The sequence below is a fragment of the Thermoactinomyces intermedius genome, from assembly GCF_013912365.1.
GTDB lineage: Bacteria > Bacillota > Bacilli > Thermoactinomycetales > Thermoactinomycetaceae > Thermoactinomyces > Thermoactinomyces intermedius.
Genome location: NZ_JACETT010000009.1, coordinates 54,133 through 70,731 on the forward strand (window position 1 = coordinate 54,133; position 16,599 = coordinate 70,731).

General features: G+C 48.6%; 14 protein-coding genes and 1 other annotated feature. Of the genes, 5 read left to right on the forward strand and 9 right to left on the reverse strand.

Translation table 11 applies throughout. The annotated features are described in order from the left end of the window. Nucleotides 1-12: 12 nt before the first annotated feature. Nucleotides 13-2,148, reverse strand: coding sequence for an ATP-dependent helicase (locus H1R82_RS02940; RefSeq protein ID WP_181732038.1), 2,136 nt, complete (start codon nt 2,146-2,148; stop codon nt 13-15). A gap of 150 nt (nt 2,149-2,298) precedes the next feature. Next, nucleotides 2,299-2,527, forward strand: a binding site (T-box leader). 68 nt (nt 2,528-2,595) lie between these two features. On the opposite strand from H1R82_RS02940, the gene H1R82_RS02945 reads away from it, so the two are divergent. Genes H1R82_RS02945 through H1R82_RS02955 form a run of 3 tightly spaced genes read left to right on the forward strand, consistent with a single transcriptional unit; the run spans nt 2,596 to nt 6,063 of the window. Continuing rightward, nucleotides 2,596-3,753 (forward strand): pyridoxal-phosphate-dependent aminotransferase family protein, encoded by a 1,158-nt coding sequence (locus H1R82_RS02945; RefSeq protein ID WP_181732037.1) that lies wholly within the window; start codon nt 2,596-2,598, stop codon nt 3,751-3,753. Continuing rightward, the gene (gene serA, locus H1R82_RS02950; RefSeq protein WP_181732036.1) at nt 3,746-5,326 is read left to right on the forward strand and encodes a phosphoglycerate dehydrogenase; all 1,581 of its coding nucleotides are present in this window, start codon (nt 3,746-3,748) and stop codon (nt 5,324-5,326) included. Before H1R82_RS02945 ends, serA begins: the two co-directional genes overlap by 8 nt. A 41-nt stretch (nt 5,327-5,367) precedes the next feature. Continuing rightward, nucleotides 5,368-6,063, forward strand: coding sequence for an SDR family oxidoreductase (locus tag H1R82_RS02955; RefSeq protein WP_181732035.1), 696 nt, complete (start codon nt 5,368-5,370; stop codon nt 6,061-6,063). Nucleotides 6,064-6,112: 49 nt separating this feature from the next. On the opposite strand, the gene H1R82_RS02960 is transcribed toward H1R82_RS02955, so the two are convergent. The 8 genes from H1R82_RS02960 to H1R82_RS02995 form a co-directional block, all read right to left on the reverse strand. Next, on the reverse strand, nt 6,113-7,927 hold the full coding sequence (locus H1R82_RS02960) for an ATP-binding protein (protein ID WP_370527045.1): 1,815 nt from the start codon (nt 7,925-7,927) through the stop codon (nt 6,113-6,115). Further along, nucleotides 7,924-8,640: a response regulator transcription factor gene (locus H1R82_RS02965; RefSeq protein WP_037997548.1), complete on the reverse strand. Its 717-nt coding sequence runs from the start codon at nt 8,638-8,640 to the stop codon at nt 7,924-7,926. The genes H1R82_RS02960 and H1R82_RS02965 overlap by 4 nt, the downstream gene beginning before the upstream one ends. A gap of 25 nt (nt 8,641-8,665) precedes the next feature. Further along, nucleotides 8,666-9,868, reverse strand: coding sequence for a cytochrome c biogenesis protein CcsA (gene ccsA / locus H1R82_RS02970; protein WP_181732034.1), 1,203 nt, complete (start codon nt 9,866-9,868; stop codon nt 8,666-8,668). A gap of 12 nt (nt 9,869-9,880) precedes the next feature. After that, nucleotides 9,881-11,455 (reverse strand): cytochrome c biogenesis ResB family protein, encoded by a 1,575-nt coding sequence (locus H1R82_RS02975; protein WP_309544779.1) that lies wholly within the window; start codon nt 11,453-11,455, stop codon nt 9,881-9,883. Between the two features lie 111 nt (nt 11,456-11,566). Further along, on the reverse strand, nt 11,567-12,286 hold the full coding sequence (locus tag H1R82_RS02980; protein WP_181732033.1) for a pseudouridine synthase: 720 nt from the start codon (nt 12,284-12,286) through the stop codon (nt 11,567-11,569). 119 nt (nt 12,287-12,405) lie between these two features. Further along, nucleotides 12,406-12,945, reverse strand: coding sequence for a spore maturation protein (locus tag H1R82_RS02985; protein WP_181732032.1), 540 nt, complete (start codon nt 12,943-12,945; stop codon nt 12,406-12,408). Nucleotides 12,946-12,970: 25 nt separating this feature from the next. After that, complete coding sequence (locus H1R82_RS02990) at nt 12,971-13,573, reverse strand: nucleoside recognition domain-containing protein (RefSeq protein ID WP_181732031.1); 603 nt, start codon at nt 13,571-13,573, stop codon at nt 12,971-12,973. A gap of 7 nt (nt 13,574-13,580) precedes the next feature. Beyond that, complete coding sequence (locus tag H1R82_RS02995) at nt 13,581-14,729, reverse strand: D-alanyl-D-alanine carboxypeptidase family protein (protein WP_232333962.1); 1,149 nt, start codon at nt 14,727-14,729, stop codon at nt 13,581-13,583. 254 nt (nt 14,730-14,983) lie between these two features. Between H1R82_RS02995 and tnpA the strand changes: the two genes are divergently transcribed. Both tnpA and H1R82_RS03005 read left to right on the forward strand, forming a co-directional pair. Next, nucleotides 14,984-15,382: an IS200/IS605 family transposase gene (tnpA, locus tag H1R82_RS03000; RefSeq protein ID WP_181732030.1), complete on the forward strand. Its 399-nt coding sequence runs from the start codon at nt 14,984-14,986 to the stop codon at nt 15,380-15,382. 4 nt (nt 15,383-15,386) lie between these two features. Then, nucleotides 15,387-16,442: an RNA-guided endonuclease TnpB family protein gene (locus H1R82_RS03005; protein WP_181732029.1), complete on the forward strand. Its 1,056-nt coding sequence runs from the start codon at nt 15,387-15,389 to the stop codon at nt 16,440-16,442. The last annotated feature ends 157 nt before the right edge of the window (nt 16,443-16,599 follow it).

The window sequence follows — 16,599 nt, forward strand, 5'->3', positions numbered from 1 at the left end:
CCCTGACCTTTTTCATGCCTGCAGGATCAATCCCAACTGCCGGGATAATTCATAGTGCAAGGATTGACGCTGGCCTTGAAACCGCACCAGAATTTTTCTGCCGGGAGCCACCCCTTCAATGGGAACGACATCTTCAATGATCCCGGTTCCGAACCGGGTATGGTGAATCATCATGCCGATGGTTAATTCTTCATGGATAAATCGCATTTGCGGTTGCTTTTTCAGATCGGACGGCTTTACAGGGGAAGCGGCTTCCGGTTTCTTATCCGTTCCCCCTTGTGCCCGCCGGGTTTCCCCGGTGATTCCGATGTCTTTTAAAAACGGCGAAGGAGCAGCTTTTTTTCCCTGCCTGGTTTTGGCCGAGGACAAAATCAGTTCTTTTCGCGCACGGGTCATTCCCACATACAACAAGCGCCGTTCTTCTTCCCAGGCGGCACTTTTTCGTTCCTCCGCCACCTGAAGACTCCGGTGATGCGGAAGAATTTGCGCCTGTAATCCGATAATGAAAACCCGGTCAAACTCCAGACCTTTGGAACGGTGAAGCGTCATCAGCTTGATTTTGGCCGTGTCGGGATTGGTCTGTTTTAACGCTTCTTCCACTTTTTCCGCATGCGCGAGCATCTCCGGAAGATCGGAAAAATTCTCCGCGGCGACCATCAGTTCATCCAACGGTTCGGTCAACTGCTCGAGCTCCGCCCCCGTTTCCTTCGCAAATGCTTCTAAATACCGGTCATATCCCGTTTGAAACCGCAAATGCCGGATCGCTTCAACCGGTGAGCATGACTGGATTTCCCGCAGATCTTTTCCCAGCTTGTCCAAATGGCGGACTTGATACGGTTCCAATCCCGGCAGTGACGGCAATGTATCCACCAGCGACCGCCCGCTTTTTTTGGACAGGGACCAGCATGCATCGATCCATTCTTCTTGAAACAAGTAACGTTTGGGTTTGTTGATGATGCGGATCAAGGCGTCCAGATCATCCGGGTCTTTGGCCAGACGAAAATAAGAAAACAGATCCTGGATCTGCCACCGGCGGTAAAAAGAAAACTCTCCTGACATATAAAAAGAGATGCCCTTTCGTACCAACGCATCGACCAAAGCGCGCGCCTGGGTGGCGGTTCGGAACAATACCGCCGTGTCGGCGCCGTCCTGGATCCGGAATAAAATCCGTTCGGCCTCTTCATTCTCGTCTTCCGGCTCCATCCATTCCACATCCGCACCTTCCTTTCCCAGTCCATGCCGGACTTTGGCCTGCCTGAAGCGGTTTTTTTGGATCAACCGTTCACTGGCTTGAATGATCGGATCGGCGGACCGGTAGTTGGTGGTCAGGATGTATCGCTTCAGATCGGGAAAATCTTTTTTTAATTGCAGCATGATTTCCGGATCGCTGCCCCGGAATCCGTAAATCGATTGATCATCATCCCCGACGGCATACAGCAGGCGGTGCCTGGAAGCCAACCGGACCAGAATGTCGTATTGAATCCGGTTGATGTCCTGAAACTCATCCACCAAAATATGTATCAACCGTTCTTGCCACCGCGCAAGAAACTCCGGTTTTTTCACCTGATGGTACATCGCCAGCAAGATATCATCATAATCCCAATAATCCTGCTCCCGTTTCCATGCTTCGTATAAAGAATAAATTTCCCGAAACAAGATGTTTTTTTGCTTTTGGACTTTCATTCTGGCCGGGAGAATGGCATGCGCTTTACATAATCCGATTTGCTGAAGATACGTGCCGATCGTGTCATCATCGGTGGGCTGGTTCAGTTGGGACAAGATGTTGCGGATGGCTTCTTTTTGCCTGCCGTCTTTCAACAAAGGAGGGATTCTCATGCCGCTTTCTTGCAACATCAAAAGAAACAAAGAATGAAACGTTCCGATCCACAGTTTGTCCGTATCCACGGGGTTCACTTCCTGTAAACGGCTTTTCATCTCTCGTGACGCTGCCCGGGTGAACGTCACCACCATGATCTGTCCGGGTGCTGTCCCCTGATCCATCAAATATAAGATTCTTCTTGTCAGCACCGTCGTTTTTCCGCTTCCCGGCCCGGCGAACACCACGGTCGGCTGGCAGGGTGCCGTTACAGCCTCTTGTTGTCTCTCATTCAATCCGGACAAAATGTAATTCGTTCCGCTGATCCCCACCGCTTTTCCTCCTTTCCTCCGGATCGCCATCAGCAAAACTGAATAATTCAATGTTAACACAAACCTTTTTTTCTATGCCTCAACATTTTTCTTCTTTACGGGTTGACAGTACTTCCCCGCCATGTTACATTATTTATCAAAATTCAGATGATTAAAGCGATGAAGGAGCCAAGCATCAGCCGGCAAACTCTCAGAGAGCCGATGTTTGCTGCGAATCGGCAGTTTGCCCGATGCGGAGCACTCCCGAGCGGTCTGCTGAAAGACAGAGTAGGCAGATCCGGATGATCCGTTACATCATGAGTCCTTTTCGGACTTGATGAGGCAATTGGTGCGAACCAATTGCGAATGAGGGTGGCACCACGGACCTTACGTCCCTCACCTGTTGCCACAGGTGTGGGGATGTAAGGTTTTTTTATTGACTTTCACCTTGGATAGGAGGAGATCTTCATGCCTTTAAAAGACAAATATCATCTGCGCATTCCCGGTCCGACCCCCGTTCCGCCTCAAGTCCAGCGGGCCATGACACAACCGGTGATCGGGCACCGGAGCCGTTTGGCTTCCCAACTGATTCAGGAATGTTCCGAGCGGTTGAAACCCATCTTCGGAACCAGACAGCAACCGCTCATTGTGGCAGGCAGCGGAACTTCGGCATTGGAAGCGGCTGTCGTCAACACTTTATCCCCCGGGGATGAAGCCGTTGTCGTGGTCACCGGTGCATTTGGCGACCGCTTTGCCAAAATCGTCGAAACATACGGGATCGGTTTGCATCGCTTGGACATTCCCTGGGGTAAAGCATGCGAACCGGAGCAACTGGCTGACTTTTTAAAGAAACATCCCGGTGCCAAAAGCGTCTTTCTGACTTATTGCGAAACATCCACCGGCGTTTTGAATCCCGTTGCGGAACTGGCCCGAACCGTCCGGCAACATTCCGATGCTTTGGTGATCGTCGACGGCGTCAGCTGTGTCGGGGCAGTTCCCTGCCAAATGGATGATTGGGGCGTCGACATTATGGTGACCGGTTCCCAAAAAGCACTGATGCTGCCGCCGGGACTTGCTTTTCTTGCCGTGAGCGAACGTGCCTGGCAAGTGATTGCCGGCAACCGGCAACCCCGTTTTTACTTGAATCTTGAAGCGTATCGCCGGAAACTGGAACAGGAGGACACCACTCCTTTCACCGCAGCCGTCTCCCTTTTGTACGGTTTGAAAGAATCCTTGTCCCTTTTGGAAGAAGAAGGCTTTGAAAATGTATGCTCCCGGCATGAACGTCTCAAAAACATCACCCGTGCCGGCATCCGGGCTTCCGGCCTGACCTTGATGGCCGATGACCGCCACGCTTCCCCGACCGTCACCTCCATCGATGCGTCGCAGGAGAAGTGGGATGTGGAGGCGTTCCGCAAAAAATTGCAAAGCCACGGCTTTTATGTCGCCGGCGGACAACAACACCTGAAAGGGAAAATCTTCCGAATCGGGCACATGGGTTACTGTGACGAGTGGGATATCCTGACGGTTCTTGCCGCCGTTGAAGTTACTCTTTCGCAAATGGGACAATCCGTTGAACCGGGAATGGCCACCAAAGCAGCACAAGAGGTGATGATGGATGTTTAAAGTATTGATCACCGATCCGATCAGCGACCAAGGGATTGAAAAATTACAACAATCCCCGGATATTGAAGTAATCCAAAAATCAAAATTATCCCAAGAAGAACTGCTGACAGCCATCGAAGATGCCGATGCTCTTCTGGTTCGCAGCCAAACCAAAGTGACCGCCGAAGTTATCGAAAAAGCCCGGCGTTTGAAAGTAATCGCCCGTGCCGGGGTCGGTGTGGACAACATCGATGTCCAGGCCGCCACCCAAAAAGGAATCATTGTGGTCAACGCTCCGGACGGCAATACGATATCCACCGCTGAACATACATTTGCCATGTTGTTGTCATTGGCCCGCAATATTCCGCAAGCATACCACTCTCTGCTGCAAGGCAAATGGCTGCGCAAAGAGTATGTGGGAACGGAATTGAACGGAAAAACCCTCAGCATCATCGGGCTCGGACGGATCGGATCCGAACTGGCAAAACGCGCCAAAGCCTTCCGGATGAACGTGATTGGATACGACCCTTACCTGTCCAAAGACCGGGCCGAAAAATTGGGCGTCACCAAAGCCGGTTTGGAAGAAGCGATCCAAAAAGGTGATTTCATCACAGTACACACGCCATTGACCAAAGAAACCAAACACTTGATCAATCATGACATGTTTTCCAAAATGAAAGACGGTGTCCGGATTTTAAACTGTGCCCGGGGCGGAATCATCGATGAAGAAGCCCTGTATCAGGCCATTTTGGACGGAAAGGTGGCCGGAGCCGCACTGGATGTGTTTGAGTCGGAACCGCCTGAGGACCATCCGCTTCTTTCCCTGCCTCAGGTGATCGCAACTCCGCATCTGGGAGCCTCCACCGTCGAAGCTCAAGAAAATGTGGCCCTGGACGTTGCGGAAGAAGTGCTTCACATCCTGCGTGGGGAACCTTTTAAAAATGCCGTCAATCTGCCATCCGTCCCGGCCGAACTGAGACAAAAACTGCTTCCGTATCAAGAATTGGCCGAAAAGCTGGGAAAATTCGTCTCCCAGATCAGCAACGGCGCCCTGTCGCAGATCACCATCACCTATGGCGGGGAAGTAGCCGAATTGGATGTTTCCCCACTGACCCGCACGGTTTTAAAAGGAGTGCTTTCTCATTACTTATCCAATGTAAATGATGTCAATGCGCCCCATCTCGCCAAAAAACGCGGCGTTCAAATCGTGGAACAAAAAACGATGGCCAGCCATGGTTTCACGCAATATATCCGGGTGGAAGTGCATACCTCCAAAGAAATCCGCAGCGTGGCGGGAACCCTGTTAAACGGCTTTGGGCCCCGCATTACCAAGGTGGACGATTATCCGGTGGATGTCACCCCCAAAGGACATCTCCTGTTTATTCAGCATCAGGATTTGCCCGGCGTCATCGGACGGGTCGGAACTTTGCTCGGAAGCGAAGATGTCAACATTGCGACCATGCAAGTGGGACGGCTGGGCATCGGGGGCCAGGCCATCATGATTCTCCGAATTGACAAACCGCTTACCAAAAACCTGATTGATTTGATTCTGCAAATCGATAACATTCAATCCTTGCATGAAATTGATTTATAATAGAGATTCAGAATCAATCTGTCAGGATTGGAGGATCAGTAATGGAAGCGGAACAAAAAATCGCCATTGTGACAGGCGCAAGCAAAGGATTGGGCGCTGCCATCACCCGGCGTCTGGCGAAAGAAAACATCAAAGTCATCGCCACCGCCCGCAGCATCGAAAAACTGAATGAATTGGCCGGGGAGTTCCAAGGCACCATCGATCCCGTCGCTTGCGATGTCACAGATTCCCGGCAAGTCAAAAAAGTCATCGATGATACCATCGAAAAGTACGGCCGGCTGGACATCCTGATCAACAACGCCGGTCTCGGATATTTTTCGCCTGTGGAAGAATTAAGTGAAGAAGAATGGGACGAAATGATGAATGTCAATTTGAAAGGCGCTTTTCTTCACTGTAAATACGCCATTCCCCATTTAAAAAAAACCGAAGGGCACATTGTCAATATTTCCAGCATCGCCGGAACCGAGGCATTTGCTTCCGGAGCCGGATATTGCGCTTCCAAATTTGGATTGATGGCACTGACCGATGCACTGACGCTCGAATTAAAACCTCATCAAGTCAAAGTATCGGCTCTTTGTCCGGGATCGATCAAAACCAACTTCAACAACTACAAAGAATACGCCATGGAAGCCGAACAAGTGGCCGAAGCGGTATGGACCATTGTTTCAGCACCCAAAGGGGTGATTTACAATCAAATTTTGATGCGCCCCTTGGTCCCCAGAGCATTCCAAAAGTAACTTTCTCCCGTAAAAAAGCACGGATCCCTGTGAGATCCGTGCTTTTTCTTCAGCCGATAAAAAACTCATTATTCTCTTCGATCCGAAGCGGCAATTCAATCATGAACACCGTTCCCTTTCCGGTCTCGCTTTTGACAGAGACATTGCCTCCATGCGCATCCACCAGGTGTTTGACAATCGACAAACCGATTCCGGTTCCACCGGATTGACCCCGGGTCCGGGCTTTGTCCGCTTTGTAGAAGCGCTCAAACACAAAGGGCAAATCTTCTTCCGGAATTCCCGAACCGGTATCTTCCACATCGATATGCACTTTTCCGTCTTCGACACCGACGTGTACATGGACGTTTCCTCCACTCGGTGTGTGACGGATCGCGTTGTCGATCAGATTGGTCAAAACCTGCTCGATTTTGTCTTCATCCCAATAGACAACCGGCTGCGTTTCTTCTTTGAACACGGCAGCCAACTGGACATTGCTCTCCTTTGCCATTCCCTGGAATTTGCGGATCACCCGCTGGATAAACTCATCCAGCGGAACTTCCGTGGGAACGATTTGAATATGCCCCGATTCAATGCGGGCCAAGTCGAGCAATTCACGGACCAGACGGCTCATCCTTTGAGACTCTTCATTGATCACTTTGGCCAGTTCCCGGCGCTCTTCCGGTGTGTCGGCAATGTCATCCATCAAAGCTTCACTGTAACCTTGCAACATTTGCAACGGGGTTCTCAATTCATGAGAAACATTGGCAACAAAATCTTTTCTGAGTTTGTCCAATCTTCTCTCTTCCGTGACATCCCTCAACACGGCCACCACCCCGCGCACTTGGTCCCCGGTGTCGGTGTAAAGCGGGGACATGACCACCACCCACGTCCGTCCACGGGCCGTGATATCCCCGGTATACTCTTTATGGTCGTCGGTCACTTGCCTGAAAAGATCTTGCAACGGTTTGGGCAAGGCATCTTTGGGGGTGTCATCTTTCCACTGCGCGAGAAAACGGTCGGCAATGGGGTTGGTCAAAATGATTTTTCCATATTTGCTGATGGTCAAAACGCCATCCGACATACTTTTTAAAATGCTTGCCAATTGTTCTTTTTCTTGTGACAGCTGATGGATCGAGTCTTCCAATTGGGAGGCCATCCGGTTAAACGTCATCGACAATTCGGCAATTTCGTCCCGTTCATGGTAGCGGACCGGAACCCGGGTGGAAAACTCGCCGCGTGCCATCTTTTCCACCGCTTTTTTCATCTGCACCAACGGCAGGGAAATCCGGGTTGACAAGAAAAAGGCAAAAATGGTCGTCAACACGATGCCGATCAGCGAAGAGTAAAAAATCCACCGCTTGATGTCCGTCTCGCTCAACTGTTCCTGGGTTTGGTAAAGCACGATCGCCCCCACCGTTTTGTCGTTGACAATATGCGGAACGGCAACGAGCAAGACGTCATTTTTAAAGAACGGAAAATTTCCCGGATCGGACTTTACCCGGACTTTTCCCTGAATAAAAAGCGTTTCGCCCTTTAACACCCGGTTTAAATCATCTTGCGACAAAACTTCCTGCCAGGGAACGTTCGGCACATGGGGAGAAACCCCGTAGTTGCTCACCGATCCGCTGGCATCCAACGTGACGATATATGTATGGAAAAGTTCAGAGACTTGCAGGACATTATTCAGATACTGGATATGATCATATCCGGGTTGATTGAACTTTTTCTGGATCTCTCCGGCAAGTTGCTCCAAACTTTTCTTCTGGTCACGAACATACGTTTTCTCCACTTGTTCGTTCAAAAAGAGATTTAACAGCACCAGCACCAGGGAAACAAGAATAATGATGGTGATCCACAGCTTACCGACTACACTTCTCCAAATCACTCTTTCGGCACCTCTAGTTTGTAACCGACTCCCCACACCGTGGTGATCATCTTCGCTGCTTTGGTGGAAGCGCGGTTCAGTTTTTCACGCAATCGTTTCACGTGTGTGTCAACCGTGCGCAAATCCCCAAAAAATTCATAATGCCATACATCCCGCAACAACTGTTCCCGGGTGAAAACCTTATCGGGAGATTTGGCCAGATAATAAAGCAGCTCATATTCTTTCGGTGTCAATTGGATTTTCTTGCCGCCCGCTTTGACTTCATGGGCATCATGATCAATCGTCAGTTCGGGAAACACAATCACATTATGCGTTTCTATATTGGTGGTCAGGAAAGCGGTCGCCGAGGCCCGGCGCAACACGGCTTTCACCCGGTGTACCAATTCCCGGGGGCTGAACGGCTTGACGACGTAATCATCGGTTCCGGATTCAAAGCCTTCCACCCGGTTGGCTTCTTCTCCCCGGGCCGTCAGCATGATCACGGGCGTTGCTTTTTTCTTTCGCAATTCGGCACAAACATCCAATCCGTCCATCCCCGGCAACATCAAATCCAGCAAAATCAAGTCATAGTTTTTATCCAGCGCCATTTGCAAAGCTTTTTCGCCATCTTCCGCTTCTTCGATCAAATAGCCTTCTCTTTCCAGATACATGCGAAGCAACCGACGAATGCGGTCTTCATCATCCACCACCAGAATCTGATACTGTTTGTCCAAGTTACTTCACCCCTGCTGCTTTGATTTACGCATATGAATGCAAACCGGTGATCACTAGATTAATTGCGATTAAATTAATCATGATAATCACAAAACCGCCAACCGCCAGCCATGCCGACTTCAACCCGTGCCAACCGCGGGACAGCCGCAAATGCAAATAAGCGCTGTAAAAGAGCCAGGTAATGAGTGCCCACACTTCTTTCGGGTCCCATCCCCAGAAGCGGCCCCACGCTTGATGAGCCCAAATCATTGCAAAAATCAGCGCGCCCAATGTAAAAATCGGGAAACCGATTGCAATCGCGCGGTAAGAAATTTCATCCACCAATTCGCTGTCCAAGTCTTTTAACAGCGGATGAAGTACTGTTCGAAGCGGCTTTCTCAAGATCAACCGCAAAAGCCCGTATAAAATCAGTCCGGTAATTACAGACCAAATGACAGAATTCAATTTGCTTGCCGCTTTTTCTCCCTTCATCCAGCCCGGACTTTCAAACAGCGGTTCATTCAGGCCCGGGAAGGAATCCATTTGAATAATTTGACTATCGGTTGGACTCACGATGGGAGGAAGCGAGTACTCCTGAACATTTGCCTCCCCATCAACAGTATGCGAAAATTTCGCTTCATAATCAACGAGGCCAAAGGCAAATTGAACAATACTGAATCCAAGAAACATCAAAACAATCAACAGAGTGGTTTCCAGCCAAAAGGCATTTTTCCCTGATTTCTGATTCCCGACGGTTTTAATGAGATAAATCAATCCGGCGACAAAACCGATCCCAAAGGCCCCTTGCCCCAGCGCTGCCGTCGACACGTGAATCGGCAGCCAGTAACTTTGCAAAGCCGGGATCAGCGGCTGGACATCCCGCGGGAAAACAGAAGCATAAGCCAGCAAAATCACAGCCAGAGGCATGACAAAAGCCCCTAAAACAACATTTTTATAGATAAAATAAACAATTACAAACGCGATGACAATGGCATAACATAGAAAAGCCGTAAACTCAAACATGTTGCTTGTCGGGAAGTGGCCGCCAATCAACATTCTTGTGATGATGAACAATGTTTGAAAAACGGCTCCCACGATGGCAAGCCCGACGGCAATATTCCCCCACCGTCGTTTTCTTTGTTCATTTTTTTCATTTTTGTCTTTGGAGATTCCCATCACAAACGCGACAGAAGAAATCAAATATAAAAAGAAGGTGCCAAAAAGGAGATTCTCCATCAATTGTTCCATCGTCTTTTCCCCCTATTTTTTCGCCGGCTTCAAGTCATAATCTTTAAATACATCCAGCGCAGACAGTTCGCGGTAAAAACTGTACCAGTTTTTGTTGGTGTGCCCGCCAACGTATAAGGAGCCGTCGGCTACCCGGACCCAGACCCGGCGATGGTGCCAGTAAAATCCCATCACCAGCCCGATCATGCAAATGAATCCTCCCGTAAAAATCACCGGCAAACTTTTATCGACGCGAACCATGAGCCCGGAGGAATTCACCGTGTGGATATTGGCCAGATCAATGTTATAGTGATTGTCTTTCAACAAATCGCCCAAATCCTGACCGGAGATGACCCAAGATTTTTCTCCCGTTTTCGCCCCTTTTTCCCGGACTTCAAAGACAAAAGCCGGGCGGTTCGGTTCCTGCGATTTGGTCACCGGGCGATTGTTTTCCATGGCAAAGTCCGGATAATATTCCAGTGCCCGGACTTCCAAATTTCCGACCGGATAAACCTGGTCCTTCCGGAGGTTATTCAAATCAACGGTGAAGGTTCCCAGCTCTTTTTTCGAATTTTTCTCCGTGACTTTAAAAGAAATTTTTTGGAGCAATCCGGTCTCAAAGCTGGATTGATATAACAACAAGCCGTTGTATTCAAGCGGTTTATTCACAATGATCCCATGTTTTTTGACCGGCTTTAACTTTCCTGTCTGCTTGTCCTTTTCATACAACACGGCATCGGTCTGGTATTTCTTGACAACCGGCCCTTCATCCTTGCTTTGTTGATCATAAAACTCCATGGTAAAGCGCTCATTTTTCACATAATACGGTGTCTCCGGGACTTTTTTGGTTTCCCCTTCCCGGACCCATAACGTTTCGTTCAGGTACCAACCCGGCACATACCGCAACAAAACCCCGAATAAAAAAATAATCAACCCGATATGATTGATGTAAGGACCCCATCGGCTGATCCGTCCTTTTTCCGCAAGCAGCGCCCCGTTTTCGCGCCGGATGTGATAATGCTTCTTACTCAATGCTTGCGCGATCTCATCAATCTTTTGCTCCGGGTGTTCATCGGACACATGCTCCACATGCGCAATCCGTTGCCGGCGGATAAATTCCGGGCTTTTGGTCACAGTTTGGTTTTTAAGCGCTTTATAAAGAGGAACCACCCGGTCCAAACTGCAGACCACAAGCGAAACCCCGATCATCGCCAAAAGCAGGAAAAACCACCAGGAGTTGTACATATCCGAAAAACCAAGTGCATAATAAAGTTTCCCCCAAATTCCATAGTGCTCCTCATAGTAACTCTTTGGATCGGAAGAGGGGACATAGATTTCTTGAGGAAAAATGGTGCCGATGCCGGCGGCGATCAAAGTAACGACAATCAAAATAATGGCAACTTTCACTGAGGAGAAGAAATTCCAGACCCGGTCAAACGGGGAGGGTTGTGCCGTTTGGGAACGTCTTGCCTTCCCTTCATAGCGCATCTCCTCAGCAATATTTTCCTTTTCTTCGATGGACTTGTCCAGCGGTTTTCCGCAGTACTCGCACAATATGGTGCCAACAGGGTTATTGTGTCCGCACTCACATTTACTGTTATCTATCACGCATGACTCCCCCCTGTGATCCATTCACGAAAACTCCGTGATTTCATTAACTAATTATACATTTAAGTTTGGTTTTCGATTAGGAACATGTGACGATGATTTGAAAGATGTTCACAAAATCTCTTTTTTTAACCGCTGAATTTCTTCATCCGTCAACTCCCGGAATTCCCCCTTGCTTAACCCTTCCAGCGTCAAAAATCCAAACCGGACCCGGATCAGATGAATCACACGGTGCCCGACCGCTTTCAACATGCGCCGGACTTGTCTCTTTCTCCCTTCATAAATCGTCAGTTCCACCCGGGAAGTATTGTCCTGGCTGGAATGGGAAAGAAAGCGGACTTTGGCCGGGGCCGTCCATCCATCCTCCAGTTTCACGCCCCTTTCCAGCTGTTTCAACGCTTTTGGGCCGGGTTTTCCTTCCACGGTGGCTATGTATACTTTATTTACCTTGTAACGCGGATGAAGCAAACGATGGGTCAGTTCGCCATCGTTGGTCATGATCAGCAAACCTTCGGTATCGTAATCCAGCCTCCCGACCGGGAAAACACGCTCCGGGATATCGCGGAAATAGTCAGCCACCACTTTCCGGCCCTGCGGGTCATGCATACTGGTAATCACTTGCTCCGGTTTATAAAACAAAAACGTTCTTTTTCTCTCCAACACGACCGGACGGTCATCCACCTCGATCCGGTCTTGGCGGGGATTCACCTTGGTACCCAGTTCGGTGACCCGTTGTCCGTTGACTTTCACTCTTCCGGAACGGATCAATTCTTCCGAACGTCTTCTTGAGGCGACTCCCGCCTGTGCCAACACTTTTTGCAAACGCTCCATGCCAAGCTCACCTCTTAGTCATCTTAACTGTTTACAAAGTTTCATACAAGTCAAACCGGACGGCCCTGTTATTTTCAGACATGTTAAAACCCGGTATCGCAGAAAATGCCTTTCTCTGCTCAACCGGGCAAAAAAATCAATGTACAAATGATCCAGGCGGCCAAAAATCCCGCCAAATCCGCCCACAAACCGACTTTCAGCGCATAGAGGGAATTGCGGATTCCCACGGCGCCAAAGTAAACCGTCAGCACATATAAAGTGGTGTCGGTGCTTCCCTGAATCGTGGATGCCAGCTTCCCCAAAAAGGAGTCCGGCCCGTAGGTGCGAAGAACGCTTTCCACAAAGGCCAGGGAACCGGTTCCGGAAATCGGCCGCAAAATCCCGATCGGAACCACTTCTTCCGGGATCTTCACCCAGCTGAGCACCGGTTTCAAAAATTGCAAATAAAACTGCAAAGCGCCGGTATCCCGGAAAATGGAAACTGCCACCATCATGCCGACCAGGTGCGGGATAATCGAGATCGCCGTCGGGAATCCTTCCTTGGCCCCCTCGACAAAACTGTCATAAACGGGCACCTTGCGAAATACGGCATACAGCGGAACAAACACCACAATGGCCGGCAACATCAGATTGGAAACAAAACTGATCACTTCAAACATCCGATTTACCCTCTTCCCAGTTTGATTACTTCTTCCGTCGCCCATTCTCGTCAAACGTGCGCTTTCGGTAATAACGATCCAACAGGATGGCGACAGAAGTGGCAATCAAGGTGGCCAGCAATGTCGGGCCGATGATCTCCGTCGGGTTCACCGAACCGTGTTTCAACCGGATCCCGATAATCGTTGTCGGAAGCAATGTCAGTCCCGAAGTGTTCAGGGCAAGCAAAGTGCACATCGCAGGAGTGGCCGTCTTCCGGTCGGGGTTTAATTTTTGCAACTCTTCCATCGCCTTGAGTCCCATGGGGGTCGCGGCATTTCCCAATCCAAACAGGTTGGCGCTCATGTTCGATAAAATGTATCCCATCGCCGGATGGTCATGGGGCACGGACGGAAACAAAAACCGGGCAACCGGACGCAAGATCTTCGCCAGCTTTTCCAACAAGCCGGCATCTCGGGCAATCCGCATCATCCCCAACCAAAACACCATGATACTGATCAGTCCCAAACAAACAGAAACCCCTTCTTCCGCACCATGTAAGGCCGCTTTTGTCACCAACTCCAATTTCCCCTGCAAAGCCGCAGCCACCACCCCGCTTAAAATCATAAAAATCCAAATATAATGGATCATTTTTGCTTCACCCTTTTTTCCAAAGCATCAGCCCGAAGGATTGAAACCACTTTTTCATCATGGATGGTTCGGGCTCCATTTTGACTTCCAAAGGAACCGATCCGATCAATTGCCGGTTTACGTAAATCCGGGCACTTCCCACTTGCATGCGGTCGCTTGTCACCAGCCGGAGAGGATAACTGATGACCGGCTTGACCGTAACCTGCTTTTTTTCTTCTTCCGTCAGCGGATAATCAAAGGAAGCACCGGCAACAACCCGGAATTTTTTGTGATCATCCGTTTCATAGGTCTGACCGGACAGAATCTGTCCTTTTTTCACCAAGGAAACCAAATCATAATGTTGAAAGCCGTACTCCAGCATGTTCATGGAATCCCGCCAATCATCCCCGTCATTCAAAGTAACGGTGATTAACTGGTGGCCGTCTTTGGTCGCAGAAGAAACCAGCGTTCTTCTCGCTTTTTTGGTGAATCCCGTTTTAACACCGTCTGCCCATTTATAAAAACGCAACATCTTATTCTTATTGTAAAATTTCCTTTTCCATTTCTCGCCAGGCCAGGACACCGTCTTGACCTCTGTTTTGACAATCTCCTGAAAAACCTGATTTTTGAGCGCGTATGCCGTCAATACGGATAAATCTTTGGCCGATGAATAATGCCCCTCTTGATCCAGACCGTGCGGATTGGCAAAATGTGTGTGTTCCAGACCCAGATAGGCGGCTTTTTCATTCATTAAATAAACAAATCCTTCCACCGATCCGCCGATGTGTTCGGCGATCGCCGTTGCCGCGTCATTTCCGGAACGCAACATCAGTCCGTACAATAAAGTGCGAAGCGGTATTCTTTCGCCGGCTTTCAAGTAGATGGAGGATCCTTCCACCCCTTCCGCATTGGGGCTGATGGTCACCTCTTCATCCAAATTTCCGTTTTCAATCGCAATGATCGCCGTCATGATTTTGGTCAAACTGGCAATCAACATGGGTTCCTCTGCATTCTTCTCAAATAAAACACGGCCTGAAGAAGCATCATACAAAATGGCGGCTTTTGCCCCGGGAGCCAAATCCTCTGTAACTTCGGCTCTTGCTCCTTCCGGCCAGACAAAGATCATCATCAGGATGGCTGTGACAAGCCCGACCGAACAAATCCGAACCAGAATCAAATGATCTCACCCCACTCCCGTTCGGGTTTGTACAAATATATGCACTCCGGACAAGATTATGTAAAAAAACGACACTGCCCCGGGCTGTGCCGTTTTGTATCCGGTTTACAGAAAATGCCGTCTGAAAGCCCACGGTTTGAATCGTGGGATGAAAGACGGCGTTGCTCGGTAATCCCTTCATGGGATTGCTTAGAGCAACAATTTTTTATCTTTAATTGTTGCAGTATGACCATTAAACTGATACAATTAATAATATGGAACAAGAATATCGAAGAACGAAAACAACTGTATCTTTAATTAACTATCATTTTGTTTTCTGCCCACGTTATCGAAGAAAAGTGTTAGTGAACAGAGTGGAAGAGCGATTCAGGCAGTTAGTAGAAGAAATTTGCCAAGAGAATGATTGGATCATTCTTGCTATGGAAGTGATGCCTGATCATTGTCATTTGTTCTTGAATTGTCTTCCCTCTGATTCTCCATCAGATATTATGGCAAGAGTGAAAGGAGTGACTTCCAGACGATTAAGACAGGAATTTAAACACCTGTCTCATCTGCCAAGTCTTTGGACACGCTCTTTCTTCGTTAGTACAGCAGGGAATGTATCAAGTGAAACAATCAAACACTATGTGGAATCTCAAAAGAAAAGGGGGTGAATCAATGCCGACGATCACACTAAGGCTAGAACTACATAAGCCAACTCAAGCCAAACAGGATATGTATCAGCGAATGACGGAAATAAACACAGCATTTGCTAACTGGCTACTTGTTCACCCAGAGGTGAACAAGGCAACCAGTAAGATTTTCAAAGAGTTTTCTCATGGAAAATTTCCGTCTGCTGTAGTGAACCAGACGATTCGGGAAGTCAAGTCAAAAAAGAAAAACCAAAACGCGAAATCATTCAAACAGCTATGGTGTTGCTTCAACAATCAGAACCTCAAGGTGGAAAAGGTTGGAGACTTCTATACGGTTTCCTTTCCAACTTTGGAAAAGCGGATCGGTGTACCCGTTGTAGCCCGTCCTTATCAGCAGGCATGGTTAGAGAGAATCCTAAATGGAACCGTCAAACAGGGTGCCAGCGAGCTATACAGGAAAAAAGGAAAATGGTATATCGCCATTCCAATCACTTTTGAAGTAGAACAACGGAAAGAAACTAAAGTCATGGGAGTTGATCTAGGACTGAGATACATAGCTGTCGCCAGTGTTGGAACAAAATCATTATTCTTCAAAGGAAACCAAGTTGCTTTTGTTCGTAGACGTTTTGCGGCTAGACGAAGAAAGCTAGGTAAACTGAAAAAACTTTCCGCCATCAAAAAATCAAAAGATAAAGAGTCTCGTTGGATGAAAGATCAGAACCATAAAATCAGCCGTCAAATCGTAGATTTCGCATTGACCAACGGTGTTGGTATCATTCGAATGGAAGATTTGACGGATATTCGAAATAGGGCAAAGTCTAAAAAAGAAGCTGGTAGAAACCTTCATTCATGGGCTTTCTATCAGCTACAGAAAATGATTAAGTACAAAGCAGAAATGGTAGGTATTCGCTTTGAATTAGTTAAACCAGACTACACCAGTCAAACCTGTAAATGTGGTCATTGTGAAAAAGCGAATCGAAATGGCATCCAGTTCAGATGCAAAAAGTGTGGTTATACCTGCCATGCTGATCTGAATGGAGCAATCAATATAGCTAAAGCCATTTCTGGGTTAGTAGCCTAGCGTACTGGTAACAGGTACGCCGCCCATGTGGGTACACTCTAACCACATGGGACGGGGTGATGACACACCCCTGAACTTGGGCGTTGTCCAAAACGGAAACGGACTGCGGACGCTAACGACCCAAGAATCCCACGGCTTCAGCCGTGTGGAGTGTCAA

What these genes read in the sequence shown, in the direction of transcription:
- H1R82_RS02980 (WP_181732033.1), bottom strand. Translation starts at nt 12,286, where the DNA reads ATGGAGCGTTTGCAAAAAGTGTTGGCACAGGCGGGAGTCGCCTCAAGA.
- H1R82_RS03005 (WP_181732029.1), top strand. Translation starts at nt 15,387, where the DNA reads ATGCCGACGATCACACTAAGGCTAGAACTACATAAGCCAACTCAAGCC.
- H1R82_RS02990 (WP_181732031.1), bottom strand. Translation starts at nt 13,573, where the DNA reads ATGATCCATTATATTTGGATTTTTATGATTTTAAGCGGGGTGGTGGCT.
- H1R82_RS02955 (WP_181732035.1), top strand. Translation starts at nt 5,368, where the DNA reads ATGGAAGCGGAACAAAAAATCGCCATTGTGACAGGCGCAAGCAAAGGA.
- H1R82_RS02945 (WP_181732037.1), top strand. Translation starts at nt 2,596, where the DNA reads ATGCCTTTAAAAGACAAATATCATCTGCGCATTCCCGGTCCGACCCCC.
- ccsA (WP_181732034.1), bottom strand. Translation starts at nt 9,868, where the DNA reads ATGGAACAATTGATGGAGAATCTCCTTTTTGGCACCTTCTTTTTATAT.
- H1R82_RS02985 (WP_181732032.1), bottom strand. Translation starts at nt 12,945, where the DNA reads ATGTTTGAAGTGATCAGTTTTGTTTCCAATCTGATGTTGCCGGCCATT.
- serA (WP_181732036.1), top strand. Translation starts at nt 3,746, where the DNA reads ATGTTTAAAGTATTGATCACCGATCCGATCAGCGACCAAGGGATTGAA.
- tnpA (WP_181732030.1), top strand. Translation starts at nt 14,984, where the DNA reads ATGGAACAAGAATATCGAAGAACGAAAACAACTGTATCTTTAATTAAC.